The 20,620-nt window shown below is 69.8% G+C and carries 18 protein-coding genes and 1 pseudogene; 3 read left to right on the plus strand and 16 right to left on the minus strand.

Features of this window, described 5'->3' with window-relative positions; translation table 11 throughout:
- Window positions 1-75 precede the first annotated feature (75 nt).
- From MBR110_RS20450 to MBR110_RS20515, 14 genes and pseudogenes are all read right to left on the minus strand, one after another.
- The gene (locus tag MBR110_RS20450; RefSeq protein ID WP_011882601.1) at window positions 76-1,104 is read right to left on the minus strand and encodes an EscU/YscU/HrcU family type III secretion system export apparatus switch protein; all 1,029 of its coding nucleotides are present in this window, start codon (window positions 1,102-1,104) and stop codon (window positions 76-78) included.
- 25 nt (window positions 1,105-1,129) lie between these two features.
- Window positions 1,130-1,939 (minus strand): type III secretion system export apparatus subunit SctT, encoded by an 810-nt coding sequence (gene sctT, locus MBR110_RS20455; RefSeq protein ID WP_034194305.1) that lies wholly within the window; start codon window positions 1,937-1,939, stop codon window positions 1,130-1,132.
- Window positions 1,940-2,097: 158 nt separating this feature from the next.
- Window positions 2,098-2,760 (minus strand): annotated as a pseudogene (locus MBR110_RS20460) (hypothetical protein); the annotation flags it as partial.
- Entirely contained in the window at window positions 2,753-4,144 is a 1,392-nt protein-coding gene (gene sctN, locus MBR110_RS20465) for a type III secretion system ATPase SctN (RefSeq protein ID WP_181709295.1), read from the minus strand. The gene sctN and the pseudogene MBR110_RS20460, both read right to left, overlap by 8 nt.
- Entirely contained in the window at window positions 4,141-4,758 is a 618-nt protein-coding gene (gene sctL / locus MBR110_RS20470) for a type III secretion system stator protein SctL (RefSeq protein ID WP_181709296.1), read from the minus strand. Before sctL ends, sctN begins: the two co-directional genes overlap by 4 nt.
- On the minus strand, window positions 4,740-5,480 hold the full coding sequence (locus MBR110_RS20475; protein WP_011882606.1) for a SctK family type III secretion system sorting platform protein: 741 nt from the start codon (window positions 5,478-5,480) through the stop codon (window positions 4,740-4,742). Before MBR110_RS20475 ends, sctL begins: the two co-directional genes overlap by 19 nt.
- The gene (gene sctJ / locus MBR110_RS20480; RefSeq protein ID WP_014725404.1) at window positions 5,477-6,370 is read right to left on the minus strand and encodes a type III secretion system inner membrane ring lipoprotein SctJ; all 894 of its coding nucleotides are present in this window, start codon (window positions 6,368-6,370) and stop codon (window positions 5,477-5,479) included. Before sctJ ends, MBR110_RS20475 begins: the two co-directional genes overlap by 4 nt.
- 52 nt (window positions 6,371-6,422) lie before the next feature.
- On the minus strand, window positions 6,423-6,908 hold the full coding sequence (locus tag MBR110_RS20485; RefSeq protein WP_011882608.1) for a hypothetical protein: 486 nt from the start codon (window positions 6,906-6,908) through the stop codon (window positions 6,423-6,425).
- Window positions 6,909-7,032: 124 nt separating this feature from the next.
- A complete protein-coding gene (locus MBR110_RS20490) occupies window positions 7,033-7,242 on the minus strand; it encodes a hypothetical protein (protein ID WP_011882609.1) in 210 nt (69 codons plus the stop codon).
- 139 nt (window positions 7,243-7,381) lie between these two features.
- On the minus strand, window positions 7,382-8,806 hold the full coding sequence (gene sctD / locus MBR110_RS20495; RefSeq protein ID WP_045578399.1) for a type III secretion system inner membrane ring subunit SctD: 1,425 nt from the start codon (window positions 8,804-8,806) through the stop codon (window positions 7,382-7,384).
- Window positions 8,787-10,835: a type III secretion system outer membrane ring subunit SctC gene (sctC, locus tag MBR110_RS20500; protein WP_045577812.1), complete on the minus strand. Its 2,049-nt coding sequence runs from the start codon at window positions 10,833-10,835 to the stop codon at window positions 8,787-8,789. Before sctC ends, sctD begins: the two co-directional genes overlap by 20 nt.
- Window positions 10,835-11,113, minus strand: a complete 279-nt coding sequence (gene sctS / locus MBR110_RS20505) for a type III secretion system export apparatus subunit SctS (RefSeq protein WP_034194311.1) — start codon at window positions 11,111-11,113, stop codon at window positions 10,835-10,837. Before sctS ends, sctC begins: the two co-directional genes overlap by 1 nt.
- Window positions 11,110-13,311 carry a type III secretion system export apparatus subunit SctV gene (sctV, locus tag MBR110_RS20510; protein ID WP_041494328.1) on the minus strand — a complete coding sequence of 734 codons (2,202 nt, stop codon included), beginning with the start codon at window positions 13,309-13,311 and terminating at the stop codon, window positions 11,110-11,112. Before sctV ends, sctS begins: the two co-directional genes overlap by 4 nt.
- A 245-nt stretch (window positions 13,312-13,556) precedes the next feature.
- On the minus strand, window positions 13,557-14,390 hold the full coding sequence (locus MBR110_RS20515) for a helix-turn-helix transcriptional regulator (RefSeq protein WP_011882614.1): 834 nt from the start codon (window positions 14,388-14,390) through the stop codon (window positions 13,557-13,559).
- 279 nt (window positions 14,391-14,669) lie between these two features.
- Between MBR110_RS20515 and MBR110_RS20520 the strand changes: the two genes are divergently transcribed.
- Entirely contained in the window at window positions 14,670-15,578 is a 909-nt protein-coding gene (locus tag MBR110_RS20520) for a helix-turn-helix transcriptional regulator (RefSeq protein ID WP_011882615.1), read from the plus strand.
- A gap of 107 nt (window positions 15,579-15,685) precedes the next feature.
- On the opposite strand, the gene MBR110_RS20525 is transcribed toward MBR110_RS20520, so the two are convergent.
- Together MBR110_RS20525 and MBR110_RS20530 are read right to left on the minus strand one after the other, a co-directional pair.
- A complete protein-coding gene (locus MBR110_RS20525; RefSeq protein WP_011882616.1) occupies window positions 15,686-17,332 on the minus strand; it encodes an Nramp family divalent metal transporter in 1,647 nt (548 codons plus the stop codon).
- Window positions 17,333-17,435: 103 nt separating this feature from the next.
- A complete protein-coding gene (locus tag MBR110_RS20530; protein WP_014725409.1) occupies window positions 17,436-17,573 on the minus strand; it encodes a hypothetical protein in 138 nt (45 codons plus the stop codon).
- 1,198 nt (window positions 17,574-18,771) lie between these two features.
- Here MBR110_RS20530 and MBR110_RS32620 point away from each other — a divergent pair.
- Window positions 18,772-18,918 carry a hypothetical protein gene (locus tag MBR110_RS32620; protein ID WP_370687176.1) on the plus strand — a complete coding sequence of 49 codons (147 nt, stop codon included), beginning with the start codon at window positions 18,772-18,774 and terminating at the stop codon, window positions 18,916-18,918.
- Between the two features lie 87 nt (window positions 18,919-19,005).
- A complete protein-coding gene (locus tag MBR110_RS20540; RefSeq protein WP_011882617.1) occupies window positions 19,006-20,487 on the plus strand; it encodes a carbohydrate porin in 1,482 nt (493 codons plus the stop codon).
- Window positions 20,488-20,620: the final 133 nt, after the last annotated feature.

Below are 20,620 nucleotides of genomic sequence, written 5' to 3' on the forward strand. Positions count from 1 at the left end.
GCACCGCGTGTGCTGCGCGCGCGGGATGCGACCCTGCATTCGATGATGGATTCGTTCGCATGAGCCGCGCATCCACTACGCGCCGGTCGCCCATTTGAGCAACTGCGCGACCTCGCGGAAATGCTGCTGCTGGATCGTGCCGTTCTCCGGCGTGGTTTCGTACAGCGCATGCGCGAGCCCGACGTTCGCGAGCGTCGGGCGCAGCGCGTCGCGCGCGAGCCGCACGATCCGCTCGGCCGCCTCGCCTTCGCCGCGCGCGAGCACCCACGGCAGCGAGCCGATCCCGCCGTAATAGAGCGCGACCGCGACGCGCGGCGAATAGACGACCACCGACGCGTAACCGATGCGGTCCGGCAGCGCCGCGAACTGCGCTTCGCGCGCGAGCTGCCGGCGCTTCGCCGCGATATGCGGATCGCCTTCGTCCTCCTTGTGCTCGCGCCGCACCTCGTCGATCGACATCTTCATCTTCTGGTTGAACTCGTGCCGCTGATGCACGATGTCGATCAGCGCCATCACGACGTAGATCAGCGCTGCCCAGCCGAACAGCAGCATCAGGAGCTTCACGATCAGCGCGAGGATCGACACCGGCCGCGTGAAGCCCGCCTGCACCGACGGATCGAGCGACTCGACGATCAGCCAGCCGAGCGTGGCGACCAGCAGCACGGTCTTCAGCAGCATCTTCGCGAGGTTCACGAGGTTGCGCATCGACCACATGTTCTTCAGCCCCTCGGCCGGATTGAGCCGCGACAGCTGCGGCACGAGGCGGCTCCATGCCATCACGCCGCCGACCTGCACGAAGCCCGCGAGCAGGCCGGCGAGCAGCCCCGCCGCGACGATCTGCGCGGACAGCAGCGCCCAGTCGCGCGCGGCGCCGTCCACCAGCACCGCGAGCCGCGCGGCCGGGTCGGCCGCGCCGGCCGCGTCGAACACCAGCCGGAACAGCGCCTGCAGCCGCGCGAACAGCGTGCCGAGGCCGACCGCGAGCGCGACGCACACGCCGACGAAGAACGCCGACGACACCGTCTCCGCGCTCTTCGGCACGTCGCCTTTTTCGCGCGCCTCGCGCAGGCGCTTCGCGGTCGGCTGCTGGTTCTTTTCGGCCATCGTCGCTCCGTCGCCGCGCCGGCCGTCACGCGCCGCCGTGCGCGGCGAACAGCGCGCGCAGCAGCGCCATCAAGCCGCTGTCGGGGCTCAGCAGCGCATGCAGCGACGCGTACACGACGGGCAGGAACAGCACCATCATCAGCACCGCGAGCGCGCTCTTGAGCGGCTGCGAGAACACGAAGACATTCAGCTGCGGCACCGCGCGCCCGACCAGCCCGATGCCGAGCTCGACCAGTACCAGCACGATGATCACCGGCGCGGCGAGCTTCACCATCCATTCGAAGATCGTGTCGGTCTGCCGCACGACGAAGGTCTGCAGCATCGACGGGAGATCGGGGCCGAGCGAGCCGATCGGCCACCACGCATACGACTGCGCGAACAGCTGCACGAGCACCTGCAGGCCGCCCGCCGTGACGAACAGCGCGAGCGCGACGAAGTTGAGGAAGCCGGAGGTCGGGCCGCCTTCGTGGCCGCCCATCGGATCGAAGAACGCGGCGCTGCCGCTGCCCGTCTGGAAGTCGATCAGGAAGCCGACGCCCTGGATCGCGAACAGCACCGCGCTGAACGCGCCCGCGAGCAGCAGGCCGACCACCGCCTCCTTCGCGACGAGCAGGCACCACATGAGAAACGGCAGCGACGCGACCTGTGCCGGATCGATCGCCGGCGCGACGAACGCCGCGATCACGACGGCGATCCCGTTGCGCACGAGGCCCGTGACGATCTGCTCGTTGAACACCGGCACGATCAGCATGATCGGCAACAGGCGCGGCATCACGTAAAGCAGCGGACGCAGCGTGCCGGCGATGTCGTTGAAGTTCGCCGCTTGATCTAGCATCGGCGCTCCGTGGGCACGGGCACGGGCACGGGCGCGGGTGCGGGTGCGGGTGCCGTGTCGTCGAAGTGCGGAGATGGGTGGGCGGAGGCAGCTGCCGCATCTGCCGTATCTGCGGCATCCCCCGCGTTGTCTGCGTTGTCTGCGTTGTCTGCGTTGTCTGCGTTGTCTGCGTTGTCTGCGCTGGCTGCATCGGCTGCATTGGCTCCATCGCCAACATCGCCCACATCCCCCCCCGCCTCCGCCGCGCCCCCGACCATCTCCGCATCGAACGCCGCCGTCATCTCCGGCTGGCTGCGCGCAGCATGGCCATCCGCGCCGCCCGCGGCCCACACGCCGGCCGTCGCGAAGCGACGCACCGCGTGCGCATCGGCGACTTCGTCGGCCTCGCGCTCGACGCGCGCGGCGCGCGCATGCAGCGCCTTCTCGCCCGCCTTGTCGAGCTTGTCCTCGGCCGCCTTCGCCTTGCGCGCGGCGCGCTGCAGGTCGGCGAGCGTCGCCTCGTGATCGCGATGCACGTGCGCGGCCTCGCTGACCGACGCATTCGCGACGCCGATATGGCGGTCGAACGTGCGCGTGTCGGCCGCCGCGTTCTGCAGCGCGCGCGCCTCGCGCACGTCGTCGGCGAGGCGCGCCTGGATCGCCGCCTTCGCGGCGACCTGCTGCGCGAGCTGCGCCTGCGCGGCGTCGAGCGCGCGCCGGCTCTGCGCGGCGACGCCCTGCTGGCGCGCGGCCGCGACGCGCGCGATCTGGCTGCGCATCTCGCGCACGCGCCTGAGCCGCGCGAGCGTCGCGAGCACGATGCGGTCGTCGGCTTCAGACATGATCGTTCGCGAGCCGCGTCAGCTTCGCGAGCAGCGCGTCGAAGCGCACGTCCTCGTGCGACGCCTGCGCGCAGAACGCACCGATCGCGTCGCGCGCGCGCAGCGCGAGATCGCCGAGCCGGTCGCTGCCTTCGCGATACTCGCCGATCTGCACGAGCAGCTCGATCTCCTGGTACTTCGCGATCAGCTCGCGCACGCGCGCGGCCGCTTGCTGATGCGCGCGGCTCGCGACGAGCGGCATCACGCGCGACAGGCTCGCGAGCACGTCGATCGCCGGATAGCGGTTCGCGAGCGCGATCTTGCGCGACAGCACGATGTGGCCGTCGAGGATCGAGCGCACCTCCTCGGCGATCGGGTCGGACTCCTCGTCGCCCTCGACCAGCACCGTGTACAGCGCGGTGATCGAGCCGCGCGCGCCCTGCCCCGCGCGCTCCAGCAGCCGCGGCAGCACCGCGAACGTCGACGGCGGGAAGCTGCGCCGGGTCGGCGGCTCGCCGCTCGCGAGGCCGACCTCGCGCTGCGCGCGCGCGAAGCGCGTCAGCGAATCGACCAGCAGCAGCACGCGCTTGCCCGCATCGCGGAAGTGCTCGGCGATCGCGGTCGCGACGAGCGCCGATTTCACGCGCTCCATCGCCGGGCGATCGGACGTCGACACGACGACGATCGAGCGCGCGCGCACCTCCGGCGACAGGCTGTGCTCGATGAACTCGCGCACTTCGCGGCCGCGCTCGCCGACCAGCGCGATCACGTTCACGTCGGCCTGCGCGCCGCGCGCGATCATCCCGAGCAGCGTGCTCTTGCCGACGCCGGACGGCGCGAAGATGCCGACCCGCTGGCCGACGCCGAGCGTGATCAGCCCGTCGATCACGCGCACGCCGGTCGGAAACGGCGTGTCGATCAGCTTGCGCGCGAGCGGGTTCGGCGGATCCTGCTGGGTCGACACCCAGGCGGCGCCCGTCACCGGCCCGAGATCGTCGAGCGGCCGCCCGAGCCCGTCGAGCACGCGGCCGAACAGCGCGTCGCCGACCGCGAACACGTGCTCGCGGCCGGACGGCACGACCGTCGTTTCCGGCGACAGGCCGGCCACGTCGCCGAGCGGCGTGAGCAGCGTGGTCTGCCGCGAGAAGCCGACCACTTCGGCGAGCAGCGTCGGCTGGTTCGGCGTGCGCAGCTCGCAGATCTCGCCGAGCCGCGCGCGGATGCCGGTCGCATTGAGGATCTGCCCGACCGCGTGATTCACGCGGCCCTGCACCGACACCGGCGAGAAGAACGCGAGCCCCGCGTCGAGATCGCCGACCAGACGGCCGCGATCGAACGGCGCGCCGTCGCCGTCGTCGCTGCTGCCGCCGCCGAACGGGCGCGGTTCGTCGAGCGGCGCGTTCATCGCGGCACGTCCCGGCGAATCGCCTGGCGCAGCGCATCGATCTGCAGGTCCAGGCTCGCGTCGATGCGCCCGGACGGCGTCTCGACCGTGCACGCATGGCGCTCGAGCTGCGCATCCTCGACGATGCGGATGCGCTGCCGGTTCGACTGGCCGGCGAACGCACGGTCGAGCGCGTCGCGCATCTCGTCCTGACGGCCCGGCGCGACGCGCACGATCAGGAACGCCTCGTCGCGCACGAGCGGCGCGATGCGCGCGAGCGCGGCCTCGTAGAGCGTCTGCGTGCTCATCTCGCCGACGATCGCGCGCACGGCCTTCACGACGATGTCGGCCATCGCGTTCTTCATCGACTCCATCGTGCGCGCGGCGGCCAGCGCCTGCGTGTAGGCCTGCGCCGCATGCTCGCGCTGCGCGCGGCGCATCCCTTCGTCGTAGCCGGCCGCCTGACGCCTGTCGAACTCGCGCTGCGCGTCGGCGACGATGCGCGCCGCCTCGTCACGCGCGGTCGCGATCACCGCGGATGCGTCGAGCAGCGCCGCGTATTCGCGCTCCTTGAGCACCTTGCGCTCCGACAGCAGCTGCAGGTTGTCGCTCGTGATCAGAAAAGCCAGTCCCATGACGCAAGCCTCTCGGGAATCAGAAACAGGAACAGCAACTCGCCGAACTGGTCGCGCTGCGCGCGATTGAGCCAGTACGGCGCTTCGTCGTCGCACGCGCGGTTGAATTTCAGCCGCGCGCGCACGCCGACCGCGTCGCCGGCCACGCCGATGAAATCGGCCAGCAGCCGCGCGCCGCGAGCGCGGATCACCGCCGGCAGCGCGGCCGGATCGGCGCGCCACGGCTCGAGCGTGTCGGCGAGCGCGCCGAACTCCGGCGCGCGCTCGAGCGCCAGCTCCAGCGCGTCGCCGCCGAGCTTCGCCGCGACTTCCGCGCGAATGCGCCGCACGTTCAGCGCGTCGCGCAGCCAGCCGCGATGCAGCAGCAGCCCCGCGTACGCCGCGAGCTGCTCGAGCGCCGCGCCCGGCAGCAGCGCGAGCCGCGCACACGGATCGGCGACGTCGAAGTCGTAACGGCCGGCCACGCCGTGCGCGTCGAGCAGATGTCGCGCGAGCAGCCTGCGGCCGGCCGGACCGAACGCGTCGAGCGAACGGTAGCGCGCAGGCCATGCGGCCGGCACGCGCGTCACGTGCAGATAGCGGTCCGGGCGCAGATTGAATTCGCACACGAGCGCGTGAAACGCCGCGCGCCGCGCGGCAGGCGGCGCGCCGAGCGGCTGCAGCCACGGCAGCGGCACGGCGTCGGGCGCGGCGCCCGGCGACGCGGCGTGCACCTCGCTCATGCGCCGTCGCGCGCGCCGTCGGGCGTGCGCAAGCCGCCGCCCGTCTGCGCAGCGCCCGCGCCTGCCGCATTGCCGCCCGCGACGCCGCGCGGCGTGCCGACCAGCGCGGCGACCCGCGCGCCGAACATGCCGCGCCGCGCGGCCGACAGCGCGATCACCGCGCCGGTCAGCAGGATCAGCGCGAACACCAGCCAGCCGAGCGGCGAGCGCAGCCGCAGGAGGTCCGACACCGCGCTGCCGATCCCGTCGACGCGCGTCGCGCGCGCGGCGGCCGGCTGCAGGAACAGCGACACGTTGTCGTACTGCAGCCCCTCGATGCTGTGCGCGACCAGATCCTTCACCATCGGCGCCATCGCGCGCAGGTCGACGCCGGGCCGGTAGCGGATGTACACGGCGGCCGACGACGGCTTGATCTTGTCGGCGAGCGGATCGTTCTCCGGAATCACGACCTGCACGCGCGCGACCACCACGCCCTCGATGTCCTGCAGCGTGCGCGACAGGTCCTGCGACACGCCGTACAGATAGCGCACGCGCTCCTCGGCGGGCGTCGACACCAGCCCCTGCTTCTGGAACAGCTCGCCGAGGCTCGCGTAGCTCGGCTTCGGCAGCCCGTTCGCCTGCAGCACGGTCAGCGCCGACTGCATGTCGCCATCGGCGACGCTCACCTGCCACGCGTTGCGATCGGACGTGTCGCGCGCGTCGTTGTCCTTCGACGCGCCGATGCCCGCATCGCCGAGCACGGCGACCATCTGGTTCGCATCGCGCTCGGACAGGCCCGAGTACAGCTCCTTCTGGCAGCCCGCGAGCAGCGCGAGCAGCCCCGCGAGCAGCGCGCGCGCCGCCCGGCTGCGCCACGCGTGCGTGCGCGGCGTCGAATCGATCGTCGTCATCGTTTGTCCGCTTCAGGGCCCGCGGCCGCGTCGGGCCGCGCGCCGGCCGTCGTCACTCCTGCGTCTTCAGCACCGTGTGCGTGAAGCCGTTCGCCGCCTGCGCGACCGACAGGCTCAACTGGTATTCCGAAATCGTGGTGGTCGCCGTCCACTGGAAGTCCATCGCCTGCACCATCGTCATCAGCGGGTCGCGGCGGTTGTCCGCCATCGACGTCAGCATCTCGGCGCGATGCTTGTCGATGTTCGCGTACCGCGTGTCGAGATCGTTGCCGTACGTGCGCAAGCGCTCGACGAGCGACGCATGGTTCGCCTGCGCGGGCGTCGCGGGCGTCATCTGCACGGCCGGCGCCGCATCGGCCGGCGCGCGCGACATCGCGACGCCCGCTGCCGACGGCGACGACCCGCCCGCTGCCCCCGGCTGCATCAATGCATCGAACTGGCGCACCTGCGCCGGATCGGACGCCGCGCCCGCCTGCTGTGCGGCGCCCGCGAGCGCGGCCGCGCCCGGCGGCGCCGCGCCTACGCCTGTTACCGACATGATCGTGTCCTCCTTGACCGGCAAAGCCGGAAACGAGCCGGCCGGCGCGCGCCCGCGTCCGCTCGGGCGCCCGTCGCGGGCAGCCCGTGCACGCGGCGTCGCGCGGCGCGGCCGGCGACCGCCGTCATGCGCGGCCGGCCGAACTCAGGTGTTGCGCAACCTGGGCGTTCGCCGTCCCTTCCTGCGCGGTCACTGCGTTGCTGGTTTCGAACGTCGCGGTCGACTGCTGGACCTGGAAGTTGATCTTCGTGAGTTCCAGCTGCGTCTTGGTGAGGTCGTCCGCCTGCTTCTGCACGTCGCCCGTATTGCTCACACTGCCTGTCGAGTTACCCATGCTGCGCTCCTTTACGTGAACCACGATTCCCGATCCGGCCGCGGCCCCATGCCGCGCCGGCGACGTGACACGCCGCATGCGTGCGGCGCGTCGCGTGATGCGCGCACCGCTCGCGCGATGCGCATGACCTGTCGCGGCGCTAGTGCGCCGCGTCCTTCGTTGCGTCCTTCGCCACGTCCTTTGCTGCGCCGGCCGGGGCGACGGCGGACGTCGTCGGCGGCGTCGCTGGCGCTTCCGGCAGCAGCGTCGGCCCCGGCACCGGCTGCGCGACGCCGGCCGCCGCGCCACTCGCGAGCGGCGCCACGGGCGGCGCCGGCACGCGCTCGGGCGCGCTCGCCTGCGGACCACCGAGCGGCATCGTGATGCGCTGGCCGTTGCGCTCGAACACCACCTCGTCGGGGCCGATCGACACGACGGTCGGCCCTTCCTTCAACCGCGCGCCTTCGAAATAGCGGCTGCCGTCGACCGTCTCGATGTAGCGCTGGTCGCCGTCGCCAGCGAACACGGTCGTGATCTCCGGAATCCCCGCGACGCCGCCGAGCGTCGTCGCCGTGCGCGGCGCGCCGGCATCGGCGTCGCGCACGTGGTCGACTACCTCGAGCGCCGGGCGCGCGTCCTTCATGTAGTTGCGGATGCGCGGCTCGATCTGCGCGCGCTGGGCCGCGCCGGTCAGCTCGATGCGGCCGCGGCCGAGATAGGCGACCGTCAGCGGCGTGTCGCTGAAATAAGTCTGCGCGGTCGCGACGAGATCGCTGACCACGTAGATGTTGCCGAGCGCCGCGTTGTCGACGCCCGCGACGATTTGCGCGACGCGTTCGCGCGCGGCCGGATCGGCGACGTAGCCCGACACGATCACGCCGTCGTCGCGCGGCGCGACGGCCAGCTCCGGATACGCGTGCAGCAGCTGCTGCAACCGGTGCGTGCGCGCGAGCACCGACTCGTGCTGCCACGGCAGCCGCCCCGACCACGCGACGAAGCCGTAGCCGAGCGCGCCGAGCAGCACGCCGGTCCACAGCGCCGCCAGCACGATCACGAGCCGTCGGCCGCCGAGCCGGCGCAGCCCGCCCGTGAGCCACGCGAGCCAGGCGGCGTCGTGCGCGGCGTGCGGCGCATCCGCGTCGTCGGGCACCGCGACGCTAGCCTGCGCGTGGCGCGCGATGCCGAGCTTGATCGAGCCCACCGTCACGACGTCCTGCGGCGTCATCGAGCGGCGTCCCGCGCCGATCGGCGCGTCGTTGAACAGCACCGGCGCCGCGCCTTCGCCACCGTGGTTCTGCACGGTCACCGCGAGCGCGCCGACCTGCAGGCACACCTGCTTCGCGCCGATCTCGCGATCGGGCAGGATCACCTCGCAATCGGCCGCCGTGCCGACCCAGTTCGCGCCGCGCGCGAGCGACATCGTGCGCCCGTACATCGGCCCGCTGAGGAAGCACAGATTCCACGGCGACGCGAGCGCGGCCGCGGCACCGCCTGCACCGCCTGCACCGACGACGCCCGCAGCGCCGCCTGCCGCGCCGCCGGGCAACGGGCCGTCGCCGTGCGGTTCAATGATGGTCGTCGACATGGGCAGGTGCTCCTGCAGTCGCCGCCACGGGCTGCGACGCCGCATCGGGCGGCGGCGGCAGCGCAGGCGGACCGAATTTGGTGCCCGGCAGCGGCCGCGGCGTGAGCGGCACCGCGACGTCGTTGTCGGGCGGCCGATACATCGACATCGCGTTCGGGTCGGCCGGCGCGTCCGCGCCCGGATTCACCGGCGAGCCGTCGGGCGCATACATCGACGCGTTCGTCACCACGCGCGGCGTCAGCAGGTAGAAGCGCTCCATGTGGTTGCCCGACTTGTCGGTGTACTTGAACAGGTTGCCGATCAGCGGAATGTCCGACAGCCACGGCACGCCGCTCTTGTTGAGCCGCACCTCGTCGTCGTTGAAGCCGGCGATCAGCAGGCTCTTGCCTTCGTCGATCATCGTCTTGGTGACGATGTTGCGCTGCTGGATCACCGGCACGTTCGACACCGCCTGCCCCGGCACGATGTTGCCGTCCTGGATGTCGATCGACATCATCACGCTCTGCGGCGTGCCCGACACCGCGGCCGCATGGCGGATCGCCTCGTCGACGATCATCGGCGTGACCTTGATGCTCGTCCCCGTCGTCACGCTGTACAGCGACGAATCCTGATAGCCCTGCACCTGCACGTAGAACTGCGTGAGGTTCTCGAGGATCGCCTCGGTGTTGTCGAGCGCGAGCACCTTCGGCTTCGAGCGCAGCTGCGCCTGGCCCTTCTGCGCGAGCGCGTTCACGCGCGTGAGCAGGTAGTTGCGCAGCGACCCGCCGATCGACGCCGTCAGCGCGATGCCGGTCGGCATGAAGGTGCCGGTCTGGCCGGTTTCCGACGCGCCGATGCCGAACGTGAGCGGCGGGTTGCCCGCGCCGTTGTACTGCGTGTTGCCGTTCAGCGGATTCTGGCCGTTGCCGATCTGCACGTCGCCATGCGTCGTGTGCAGGCGCCAGTCGATCCCGAGGCTGTCGAGCGAATCCTCGTTGATGTCGATGATCGTCACGTTGATCTCGACGATGCGCGGCCGCTCGTCGAGCTGGTCGATCAGCGACTGGTAGCGGTACATGTTCTCCGGCAGGTCGCGCACGATCACCGCGTTGATCGCCGGATCGGCGACGATCTGCGGCAGCGCATCGCCGCCGCCACCGGCCGAGAACGGCGAGATGCCGCCCGCGGCGCTGTCCGCGCCGCCGTAGCCGCCGTAGCCGCCCTGCCGCGGGCCGCCGGAAATATCGGGGAAGTCGAGCCGCGGCACCGCGATCGTGAGCCCCGAGCCGAGCTTCACCTGACGCGCGGCCTGCCCGAGCGGCGTGCTCGACGGCAGCGCGCTCGTGCTGCCGTCCCGGCCGAACAGCCGGCGCAGGATCGACGCGACGCCCGGCACCGTCACCTCCTTGCCCGAGCGGTTGATCGTGAAGTCCGACGCCCAGCCGTACTTCAGCCGGAACGCGCGGATGTCCGCGTGCGCGCCGTTCGCCGACGGATCGCCGACCGAGCCGACCGCCTGCCGCACCAGCTCGACGTAGCGGCGCGGGCCGGCCACGTAGACGCTGTTGGCGCGATCGTTGATCACGAGCGTGTAGCGCTTGTCCGGAATCTGCATCGCCTGCAGCGCGCGGCCGATCTCGCCGGCCGCGTTCGGCGGGATCGGGATCATCTGCGTCTGCGACTGGTCGGCCGGATCGACGTACAGGAACGAGCCGTCGTAGTACCACGTGAGCCCGTAGGTCGAGCAGATCGTGTCGAGCGTCTGCTGCGGCGTGCCGGAGAAGCGGCCGCTGATCACGCCGTCGACCTTCGGATCGACCACGGCCGTCACGCCCTGCGACGACGCGAGCTCGCGGATGAAGTCGCCGATCTTCTTGCCGTTCGCGACGATCGTGAACGGCTTGTTGCGCCAGCGCAGGTCCGCCGCGCGCGCCGGTTGCGCGACCGTCATGCACAGCGCCGCGGCGAGCAGCGCGGTCGCGCACATCGCGAATGCGGCGCGTTGCAGGCGGCGCGGTTGAATCCGGATCGGGGCGACGCGTCGACGCATCAAAGCACTCCTGTGGAAGAAACGAACATGCGTTCCAGCGCCTGCTGCGCGAAGCGCAGCACTTCGCCGCCGAGCCAGCCGGACAGCAGCACCAGCGCGACCATCACGGCGATCAGCCGCACCGCGATGCCGATGTTGGCGTCCTGCACCTGCGTGACGGCCTGCAGGATCGCGACGACGAGGCCCGTGACGGTGGCGATCGCGACGATCGGCAGCGACAGCAGCAACACCAGCATCAGCGCCTGACGCGTCAGATCGAGAATCGTCGAGCTGGTCATTGCACGGCTCCCGGTGCGCGCACGCCGGCGCCCGCGCCGACCGTGCCGTCGTCGGGCGGGTTCTTCACCCAGCCGACCGTGTGCAGCTGCACGTCCTCCTCGATCTCCTGATACGACAGCACGGGCAAATCGGGCAGCACCGGCTGCAGGATCGTCTTCACGTAGCGGCGCGCGCCGAGCGCGACCATCACCGCGAGCCTCGGCGTGCCGGCGGCGGCGCCGTGCGCGGCCGGTGCAGCCTGTGCGGTGTTGGCGATCGCGCGCACCTGTTCGCCGATGTCCTGCTTGACCGCGCTCGACAGCGCGAGGAAATTGCCCTGCTTGGTGCGCATCACCGCGTTCTCGATGCGCTCCTGCAGGTTCTGCTCGAACAGCACGACGCGCAGTTGCCGCGTTGCGCCCGCATGACGGTCGGTGATCATCCGGCGCAGGTCGACGCGCACCAGCTCGACCAGCGCGATCACGTCGTCGGGCTCGTTCGGCGCCCACGTGATGAGGCTTTCGAAAATCACGCGCAGGTTGCGGATCGGCACCTGTTCGGCGAGCAGCCGGCGCAACACCTCGGTGATGCGCTGCAGCGGCACGAGCCGCGTCAGCTCGCCGACCAGCTCCGGATGATCGCGGCGCACCAGATGCACGAGCGCCTGCGTCTCCTGGATTCCGAGCAGTTCGTCCGCGTGCTGGCGCACGATCTGCTCGACGTGCGCGGCGAGCGCCGCTTCGCTCGTCAGCCACTTGCCGTCCGGCGCCGCGCCGTCGGGCTTGATCCACAGCGCGGTCGCGAACGGGCCGAATGCTTCGGCCGGCTGGCGTTCCGCGCGCTCCGGCAGCGGTGCCACGCCATCCCACAGCAGCCAGCCCGGCTTCAGCGCGCCGTGCGCGACCAGCACGTCCTGCAGGTAGATCCGGTAGCTCGACGCCGGTGCGCCTTCGTCGTCGTTCAACGTGATGCGCGGAAACACCGTGCCGATGTCCGCATCGACGCGCGCCTTCGCGCTCGACAGCGCCGTCTGCAGCTGCGCGAGGTTCAGCGCCGCGCGCAGATCGTCCGACAGCGACACCGCGATCAGCGACGTGACGCCCGCCGCGTGCGACACCTTCGCCGGCTGCCCGTCGTCGGCCGCGCCGATGCGGCCGGCGACGTGGATCAGGTTGAAGCTCGGCGCCGTCGTCTTGCGCTTCAGCTGCGCCACCGCGAACGCGCCGAGGCCGAGCGCGATGAGCGCGAACGACCATTTCGGGAAGCCGGGCACGACCAGGAAGCCGGCCAGCACCAGCGCCGCGATGAGGAGCGCGCGCGGATGTGCGCCGAGCTGCTCGCCCAGCTGTTCGCCGAGCTGGCGCTGCCGCGCATCGCGCGTGGCGACGCGCGTCGTCACGATGCCGGCCGCGATCGACACGAGCAGCGACGGAATCTGCGACGCCATGCCGTCGCCGACCGTCAGGATCGCGTAGCGTTGCAGCGCCTCGCCGATGTCCATTCCGTGCATCAGCGTGCCGACAGCGATCCCCGCGACGATGTTGATGAACGCGATCACGAGGCCCGCGATCGCGTCGCCCTTGACGAACTTCATCGCGCCGTCCATCGCGCCGTGCATCTGCGATTCCTGCTCGAGCTTCTCGCGGCGTTCGCGCGCTTCGTCGGCGCTGATGATGCCGGCGCGCAGGTCGGCGTCGATGCTCATCTGCTTGCCCGGCATCGCGTCGAGCGAGAAGCGCGCGCCGACTTCGGCCACGCGTTCGGAGCCCTTCGCGATCACGATGAACTGCACGACCGCGATCACGAGGAACACCACGCCGCCGACCACGACGTTGTTGCCGACCACCAGCCGCCCGAACGCGTCGATCACGTGGCCGGCGTTCGCATGCAGCAGGATCAGCTTGCACGACGCGATGTTCAGCGCGAGCCGGAACAGCGTCGTGAACAGCAGCAGCGCCGGAAACGCCGAAAAACTGACGGCGGACGGCACGTAGGTGGACACGGTCAGCAGCACGACGCTGGCGGCGAGGTTCAGCGAGATCATCCCGTCGAGCGCGGCCTGCGGCAGCGGCAGGATGAACAGCGCGACCACCGACACGATGAACGCGGCGAGAAACAGATCGGCGCGCGGCGACGCGCCGAGACGCTGCCCGGACACGCCCCGGCCGGCGGAAAAAATCCGCTGCCAGTCGCGGGGAAGCGCCTTGGGTTCTGCCATCGTGCCGTCGTCCTGTCGTTGTCGTCGCGCGGCGCGGGCCGTCATGCCCCGCAGTGCGGACCGTTGAATGGGACGAGTGTAGCGACGCGCAACCGCGCAAAAACGGGCGCGCCTCGTAGCGTTCCGGCGGTTTTCCGGCGGCCGCCGAAACGGACTACGAAACCCGATGACGGCCGTCGCGGCGCGCGGCCGGAACCGCTTCCATCGCGCGGCGGGCGCCGCGCGGGCCTCCCATGACCTCAGGCTCAGGACTCCAGACGACGTCCGGCGAGATAGGCGAGCTGCGCGCGGTTGCGCACGTTGAACAGTTTTTCGAGCGAGCGGATGTGGTGGCCGACCTTGTGCAACGAGGTGCGCAGCGCGCTCGCGATTTCCTGGTCGGACAGCCCGTGCACGAGGCGCTCGAGCACCTGCTGCTGCTCGTCGCCGAGCGCGAAGCCGCGCATGCGCGCGACGCGCGCCTCGAGGAACGGCAACGCGACGCGATGCACGGCGAGGCTCACCGACAGCGCGCCGCCGATCACGCGATCGTCGATCCACTCGGTGCCGTGGCTCTCCGACGTCAGGTTCACCGCGACGCGCAGATCGAGCCGCGGCGCCGACAGGCTGAAGATCACGCCGCTGTTCATCGCATGCGCACGCAGGTGTCCAGCCAGCGCGAGCACCTTGCGATCGCCGCTCGCGTGCGCGACGCCTTCGATGTCGTCGAGCCGCCACGCGACCGGAAAACCGCTTTGCCGAACCTGCGCGAAGCGCGGATCGTTCTCGTACAGCATGCCCTCGATATACGGCTGCATGAAGGTCGGCGGCGCAAGATCGCGCAACAGATGCGCGCACAGAATGCGCCGCCCGATCATCTCGTATGCGCCGTAGCCGAGCGTGCTGAATCCGATTTGTCTCAAGCGCGCATGGCATTGCGCGAAATCGAGCGTAGATGTGTCCGATTTACCGGATGGAATGCGCGCGCCGGTAAAAACGTCGCGCTCGACGGCGTGAATTTCCGTCGAATAAGCGGCAGCGGCCGCGATATCCGTTTGCGAAAACCATTCGACGCGCGGTGCGTCGTCAGCATGTGTCATGAGGCGCCCACCCTTTCCCAATATGTGAACCTGCCCCGTCACGATCTGGTCTTTTATTTATGATTTTCTGGTCGGCTGTATGCGCACGCGAGCATGAACCTTTCGCGGCGATTAGTATTACGGCATATTACGCGTACCCAGGCATTTTTGTACAATGCCCCCGCGTTTCGTCAGGATGACGATCGGCGCAAATCATAACGATGCTCGATCGCACGCCGCGCTCACCGTGTACGACACGGCAACTGCCCGGCGATGCGCGTCGATTCCGAGGGATGGCTCATGTCCGATATTGCATTGCATGAAGAAGCGGTCGCCCCAGGCAGCATGGCCCGTTCGTCGCAGCGTCCGATCGCGAACGCGAACGCGTCGAGGGAGCGGCCGGTGCAGGTCGTCTGGTGCGACGACGTCAAGCTCGGCGAGGTCGCGCAACCGAACGCGCCGAAGCTCGGCGTCGCCGATACGCTCGCGCAGGCGCAAAGCACGGCCGAGCGCAACCGGATCGTCGCGAGCCTGCTGCACCTGACCGGCTTCTCGACCTTCGCGTATTTCGCGCTCGAGTTCTCGCGCGAGCGCGTCGAGAGTCTCTATCTGCACGAGGCGTTCACGCCGGCCACCTACCGCGGCGACTACGTGCGCCACAGCCATCACGACGTCGATCCGCGCACGCTTGGCGCGCGTGTGTGCAACATGCCGATCGTGTGGGATCTGCAACAGCTGCGCCGCGAGCATCGCGAGCGCGACGGCGGCCCGTGCGTGACGTCGGCCGCGCTCGACGGTTTCCTGCAGACGATGCAGGACGACGGGATGTGCAGCGGCATCATGTATTCGATGGCCGTGCCCGGCACCCGGCTGCATGCGTTCATGAGCTTCACCGCGCCGCGCCGCACCCGCGAATGGATCGCGCCGACGACGATCGAGCAGGCGCTGTCGATCGGGCTGTCGGTGCACAAGTTCGCGTCGCCGCAGCTGATCGCGACGTCGCGCGAACGCGCGATCAACGGGCTCACGCCGTTCGAGCAGGAACTGTTGCTGGGCATCGCGGAAGGCGCCTCGGACAAGGAGATCGGCCGGCGCCTCGACACCAGCGCGCACAACGTCGACTATCACCTGCGCAAGCTGCGCAAGCGCTTCGGCGTCGCGAACCGGATTCAGCTCACGTACCTCACGTCGAAGCTCGAGTTGATCTGACGCGGGCAACGCAGCGGCGTAAGCAACCGCTCATGCTACTGCGTAAACGAACATGCCGGCCTCGCGGGCCGGCATGTTCGCATGTGGCGCGACCACCGCGCGCCGCGCTACTTCAGCAACGTCATCTGCACGACCTTGACGATCACCAAGCCCACCGCCACCACCAGATAGCCGCGCAGCACGGCCATCCACACGCGCGTCGCGACGGTCATCTTCTGCGGCGTGAGCGAATCGAGCGGCGGCATGCGCCACGCGTCGCGCAGCGAGCGGTCGATGCCAGGCTCGACGACGCGCCGGTTGCGGCGGATCAGCACCGTCGCGAGATAGCCGGCGATCGCGAGCACGGTGCCGCCCACCAGCACGTCGACGATCGCTTCGCCGCTGATGTCCGGGTACATCACCGAGGCGGTCAGGATGATCGACAGCAGCACGAGCACCCAGATCACCGCGCCCGTGAACACGTTCAACCGCGTCGAGTTGACCCACGGCCCGAGCACCTGGCGATCGTTGCACAGCACGAGCAGGAACACCGTGGCGCTCGGCAGCAGCACGCCGGCGAGCGTCTGCACCGCTTCGGTCAAGAGGCCGAGCGGGCTGCCCGGAATCAGCACCAGCGCGGCCGCGGCCGCGACGATCCCGAAGTAGACGAGATAGAAGCCCTTCGCGTCGGACACGCCGCGATGCAGCGAATGGCGGATCTTGAACACGTCGCCGATCGCGTACGCGGTCGACAGCGACACGGCCGCGGCGCCGATGATGCATGCGTCGAGCAGCGCGACCGCGAACAGCGTCGCGCTCGTGCGGCCCGCGTATTTCTCGAGGCCGGCGATGATGCCGCCCGCATCGGTGAAGTTGCCGGCTTCCGGATGGCCGCCGAACAGCGCGGCGCTGAAGCCGATCATCGCGACCGCGCCGATCAGCACGAACGCGATGCCGATCCACAGATCGATCTTCTCGTACTTCATGAAGCGCGGCGTGATGCGCTTGTCGATCACGTAGCTCTGCTGGAAGAACAGCTGCCACGGCGCGACCGTCGTACCGACGATGCCGATCACGAGCAGCATCACGTCCGACAGCTTCGCGTGCGCGGGCCAGTTCGGGATGAAGAAGTCGCGCGACATCTGCGACACCGGCGGATGGATCGACACGAGCACCGGCACGAGCAGCAGGCTCAGCACGCACAGCACGATCGCGAAGCGCTCGAAGCGCCGGAAGTCGCCGGTACTCACCGCGGCCATCGTCAGCGCGGCCGCGACGCACACGCCGGCCACCTTCGGGAGACCGAAGAATGCGAGCACGAACGTGATGCCGATGAACTCCGTGACGATCGTCAACGCGTTGAGCAGGAACAGGTCGATCACGCTGAACGCACCCCAGAACTTGCCGAAGCGCTCGAAGATCAGCCGTGCATGGCCCACGCCCGTGACGGCGCCGAGCCGCAGCACCATTTCCTGGTTCACGTACAGCACCGGCACGAGCAGCAGCAGCGTCCACAGCAGCGTCGTGCCGTAGTTCTGGCCGGCCTGCGTATAGGTGCCGAACGCGCCGGCATCGTTGTCGCCGACCATCACGATCAGACCGGGCCCGATGATCGCCAGCAGCGTGCGCAGCCGCGCCCACCAGGTGCCGCGCGCGGCGGTGTCGTGATGCGCGATCGTGCCGAGCGCGCCGCGGATGTCGCCCAGGTGGGCTTCGTCGAGCACGGCGCTGCGTTCGACGGCGATCGGTGGAGAGACGTTCGATGGCGTGGACATGATGAATTCCGTACGGCAGATGTGTTTGGCCAAGCGCGTGGCCTTGGCATACGCGCGCGGAGCGGCCGCCGCGCGCATGCCGAGGCTTGCTCGGTGCTGCGATTCAGTGGAACAGCGACTTCAAGCGGGAGATGAAGCGCGAGAACACCCGCGGGCGGGCGTCGAGCGTCAGCATCGCGTCGTAGTGACGGCGCGATTCCGTGACGTGCGGAAGGTTCGACAGCAGAAGGCCGAAGTTCATGATCTGGCTCCTTGGCGGGCGGCATGCATGCCGGGCCGCGTGGTGGGCGCGGGGCCAGTCCGGGGCTGAACGATGCGTCAGGCTAGTCGGCCGGAAAGTCCCTGCGATCCCGGTTCAATTGGGTCGGTGGGTGCAACGGGCATAAGGGACAACTGTCACTGTCGTTCATGGCGGCTCCTGTGCGGTGTTCCGGAGAACACGGTTGGCCGCCGCGCGGCGCGCGGACCGTCGTTCGGGCGCAGGCGAAACGCATGCGCGAACGCGGCCGCGCAACGGGCGGCGGCGAAACCGGAATGCGGATGCGCGAACGCATCACGCCGACCGGCGCGAATCAGGGTGCACGTAGGGAGTTACTGCGGAAACTGCTGCGCGCACCGTTTGCCTGACGGACAAACGGCGGCTTCGATGAGGCGCGGACGTCGGTCGCTCAGGCGGAAATTTCGTTCGAAGATCGACTACTGCAGGCGTCCAAGGCGGCGGCCCCAAGAGTGAAGATGCCGGATTCTATGGATCGCCCGAAAGTGAAGTCAACCCCTGGAAACGCCATTTCCCGAAATAATTTTCGCGGCCGCCGACGCTGAAAGATTTGCGCTCGACATCACGCGGCGCAACCTTTCAGCGCGTCGCGGCGCGGCGTTGCGCCGATGCGCGCGAACAACGGTGCAACGCCCGCCGGGGCACGCTTTGACGCGCTGCGTCGCGCCGCCGCCAGGGGCTCGTCACCGCGCATCGGCGCGCCGCGACCGCAGCTTTCATGCGATTTTTGCTTGCACCGCAGCAAAAGTCGCGACTACAATCCGCCCCAAATTCATCACGGGAGTCCCCTCCGTGGACACTAGCTCCAGTTGCAGTTCGGTGCCGGTTCAGGCCGGCCAAGCCATCGCGAGATAGCAGCCAGGCTCACGTCTTTCGCCGCTAGCTCGCATCAGTCGGGTTAGCGCGCTTCCTTCGGCCGGCATTGCCGGTACGTCCGTCGCACGCTCCGTTACGTTTCAATCGCCGATCGCAGGCCGCGTGCCGCGCCCGCGCTCGATCACGCCGTCCGGCATGCGCCGGTGCGGCCGGAGGCAGCGTCATGGTCGTTCAATCGTTTTCACTCAGACTCAAGCGATGCTTGCAGGCAGGACGCACGCGCTGTGCGCTCCGCAGGCGCTCGCCGCTTGCGCGGGCACGCCGCCACCGGCGCGACGCCGCACGCGTGCAGCTGCGTGCCGCGTGGCGCGCGCTCGATTGCGCGCTGCTCGCCGCGATGGCCGCGGCCGTCGCGCTCGGCGCGCTGCTCTGCGCGAGCGCATCGCGAGTCGGCTTCGCGCAGGTTTCGCGCGTCGCCGGCTGGCTGCCGTAGGGCGTTGCCGCGCGCGCTTCGCGACGCGCGCCGCACTGCAATCCTTCTTCGTCAATCTCACTGATCGGACCGCCACACGGAAATCACATGAAGAACCATCTCGAACCCGTTGCTCGCAAGCCACGCCTGCCGGCGTTCGCCACCTTGCTGCTGTCGCTGGCGTCCGCTCCGGCGCTCGCGCAGGCACTGCCGCCCGCCGCCGCGCCGGAACCGGCTGCCGGCGCGAGCGGCGCCGCTGCCCCCGCGCAGGCCGCCGATGCTGCCGAGCCCACCGGTTTGTGGGAACGGTCGAACCTGTTCGGCAACATCGGCGGCCTGCGCGACGTGCTCGGCGAGCACGGCGTCACGCTGAACCTGCAGGAAACCAGCGAGTACCTGTACAACGCCGCGGGCGGCACGCAGCGCGGCGGCGCCTATCAGGGGCTCACGCAGTTCGGCTTCACCGTCGATGCGCAGAAGGCGATCGGGCTGCCGGGCGGCACGTTCAACGTGTCGGGGCTGCAGATCCACGGCACCAACCTCACGTCGCGCTATCTGCAGACGCTGCAGACGGCGACCGGCATCGAGGCGAATTCGACCACGCGCCTGTGGGAGCTGTGGTACCAGCAGGCGTTTTTCGACGGCAAGGCGGACGTGCGGATCGGCCAGCAGAGCGTCGACCAGGAGTTCATGGTCAGCCAGTACGCGGCGACGTTCATCAACTCGACGTTCGGCTGGCCGGTGCTGCCGGCCACCGACCTGCCGGCCGGCGGCCCGGCGTATCCGCTGTCGTCGCTCGGCGTGCGCTTGCGCGTGAAGCCAGCCGACGCGTGGACCGCAATGATCGGCGTCTACGACGGCAACGCGGCCGGCCGCAGCGACGGCGATGCGCAGACGCTGAACGCGCACGGCACCAACTTCAACCTGCGCAGCGGCGCATTCGTGATCGGCGAGCTGCAGTACGCGCTGAACGCGCCGTCGTCCGACCCGAAGGCGCCGCCGTCGGCCGGCCTGCCCGGCACCTACAAGATCGGCTTCTGGTATCAGACGCAGCACGCGAACGATCCGCGCGTCGGCACCGACGGGCTGTCGCTCGCGAACCCCGCCAGCAACGGGATTGCGGCCACGCATCACGGCAACTACGGCTTCTATGCGGGCGCGGACCAGATGATCTGGCGGCCGGCGCCGGACAGCCCGCGTTCGGTCGGCGTGTTCGCGCGCGTGATGGGCGCGCCGGGCGATCGCAACATCGTCGATTTCGCGGCCAATGCGGGCATCACGCTCAAGGCGCCGTTCCGCGGCCGCGACGACGACACGGCCGGCATCGCGATCGGCTATACCAAGATCGGCTCGCATGCGCGCGCGCTCGACGGCGACACCGGCACGTATCAGACGCCCGGCTACCCGGTGCGCCGCGCGGAAACGGTGATCGAGGCGACCTACCAGTATCAGGTCGCGCCGTGGTGGCAGTTGCAGGCCGACCTGCAGCACTTCTTCCGGCCGGGCGGCGGGATCCCGAACCCGAACGCGGCCGGCGCGCGCATCGGGGATGAAACGGTGATCGGGGTGCGCACTACGATTACGTTCTGATGGGCGGGTTGGGTGGGAGGTGCCGCACCTCACCGTCGCTCGCGCGGCAGTGCGGTGCGTGGTTGAACGGGCAGTCGGCTTGGGGATTGGGCTTCGGCTACTGCTGCGGCAGCTGATCCCCGGCGGTCGCAGC

This window comes from Burkholderia sp. MBR-1, from assembly GCF_013822785.1.
GTDB classification, from domain to species: Bacteria; Pseudomonadota; Gammaproteobacteria; order Burkholderiales; family Burkholderiaceae; genus Burkholderia; species Burkholderia vietnamiensis.

Excerpts from the sequence above, each read along its gene's own strand:
- MBR110_RS20450 (WP_011882601.1), bottom strand. The coding sequence starts at position 1,104 with ATGGCCGAAAAGAACCAGCAGCCGACCGCGAAGCGCCTGCGCGAGGCG.
- sctT (WP_034194305.1), bottom strand. The coding sequence starts at position 1,939 with ATGCTAGATCAAGCGGCGAACTTCAACGACATCGCCGGCACGCTGCGT.
- sctN (WP_181709295.1), bottom strand. The coding sequence starts at position 4,144 with ATGAACGCGCCGCTCGACGAACCGCGCCCGTTCGGCGGCGGCAGCAGC.
- sctL (WP_181709296.1), bottom strand. The coding sequence starts at position 4,758 with ATGGGACTGGCTTTTCTGATCACGAGCGACAACCTGCAGCTGCTGTCG.
- MBR110_RS20475 (WP_011882606.1), bottom strand. The coding sequence starts at position 5,480 with ATGAGCGAGGTGCACGCCGCGTCGCCGGGCGCCGCGCCCGACGCCGTG.
- sctJ (WP_014725404.1), bottom strand. The coding sequence starts at position 6,370 with ATGACGACGATCGATTCGACGCCGCGCACGCACGCGTGGCGCAGCCGG.
- MBR110_RS20485 (WP_011882608.1), bottom strand. The coding sequence starts at position 6,908 with ATGTCGGTAACAGGCGTAGGCGCGGCGCCGCCGGGCGCGGCCGCGCTC.
- MBR110_RS20490 (WP_011882609.1), bottom strand. The coding sequence starts at position 7,242 with ATGGGTAACTCGACAGGCAGTGTGAGCAATACGGGCGACGTGCAGAAG.
- sctD (WP_045578399.1), bottom strand. The coding sequence starts at position 8,806 with ATGTCGACGACCATCATTGAACCGCACGGCGACGGCCCGTTGCCCGGC.
- sctC (WP_045577812.1), bottom strand. The coding sequence starts at position 10,835 with ATGCGTCGACGCGTCGCCCCGATCCGGATTCAACCGCGCCGCCTGCAA.
- sctS (WP_034194311.1), bottom strand. The coding sequence starts at position 11,113 with ATGACCAGCTCGACGATTCTCGATCTGACGCGTCAGGCGCTGATGCTG.
- sctV (WP_041494328.1), bottom strand. The coding sequence starts at position 13,311 with ATGGCAGAACCCAAGGCGCTTCCCCGCGACTGGCAGCGGATTTTTTCC.
- MBR110_RS20515 (WP_011882614.1), bottom strand. The coding sequence starts at position 14,390 with ATGACACATGCTGACGACGCACCGCGCGTCGAATGGTTTTCGCAAACG.
- MBR110_RS20520 (WP_011882615.1), top strand. The coding sequence starts at position 14,670 with ATGTCCGATATTGCATTGCATGAAGAAGCGGTCGCCCCAGGCAGCATG.
- MBR110_RS20525 (WP_011882616.1), bottom strand. The coding sequence starts at position 17,332 with ATGTCCACGCCATCGAACGTCTCTCCACCGATCGCCGTCGAACGCAGC.
- MBR110_RS20530 (WP_014725409.1), bottom strand. The coding sequence starts at position 17,573 with ATGAACTTCGGCCTTCTGCTGTCGAACCTTCCGCACGTCACGGAATCG.
- MBR110_RS20540 (WP_011882617.1), top strand. The coding sequence starts at position 19,006 with ATGAAGAACCATCTCGAACCCGTTGCTCGCAAGCCACGCCTGCCGGCG.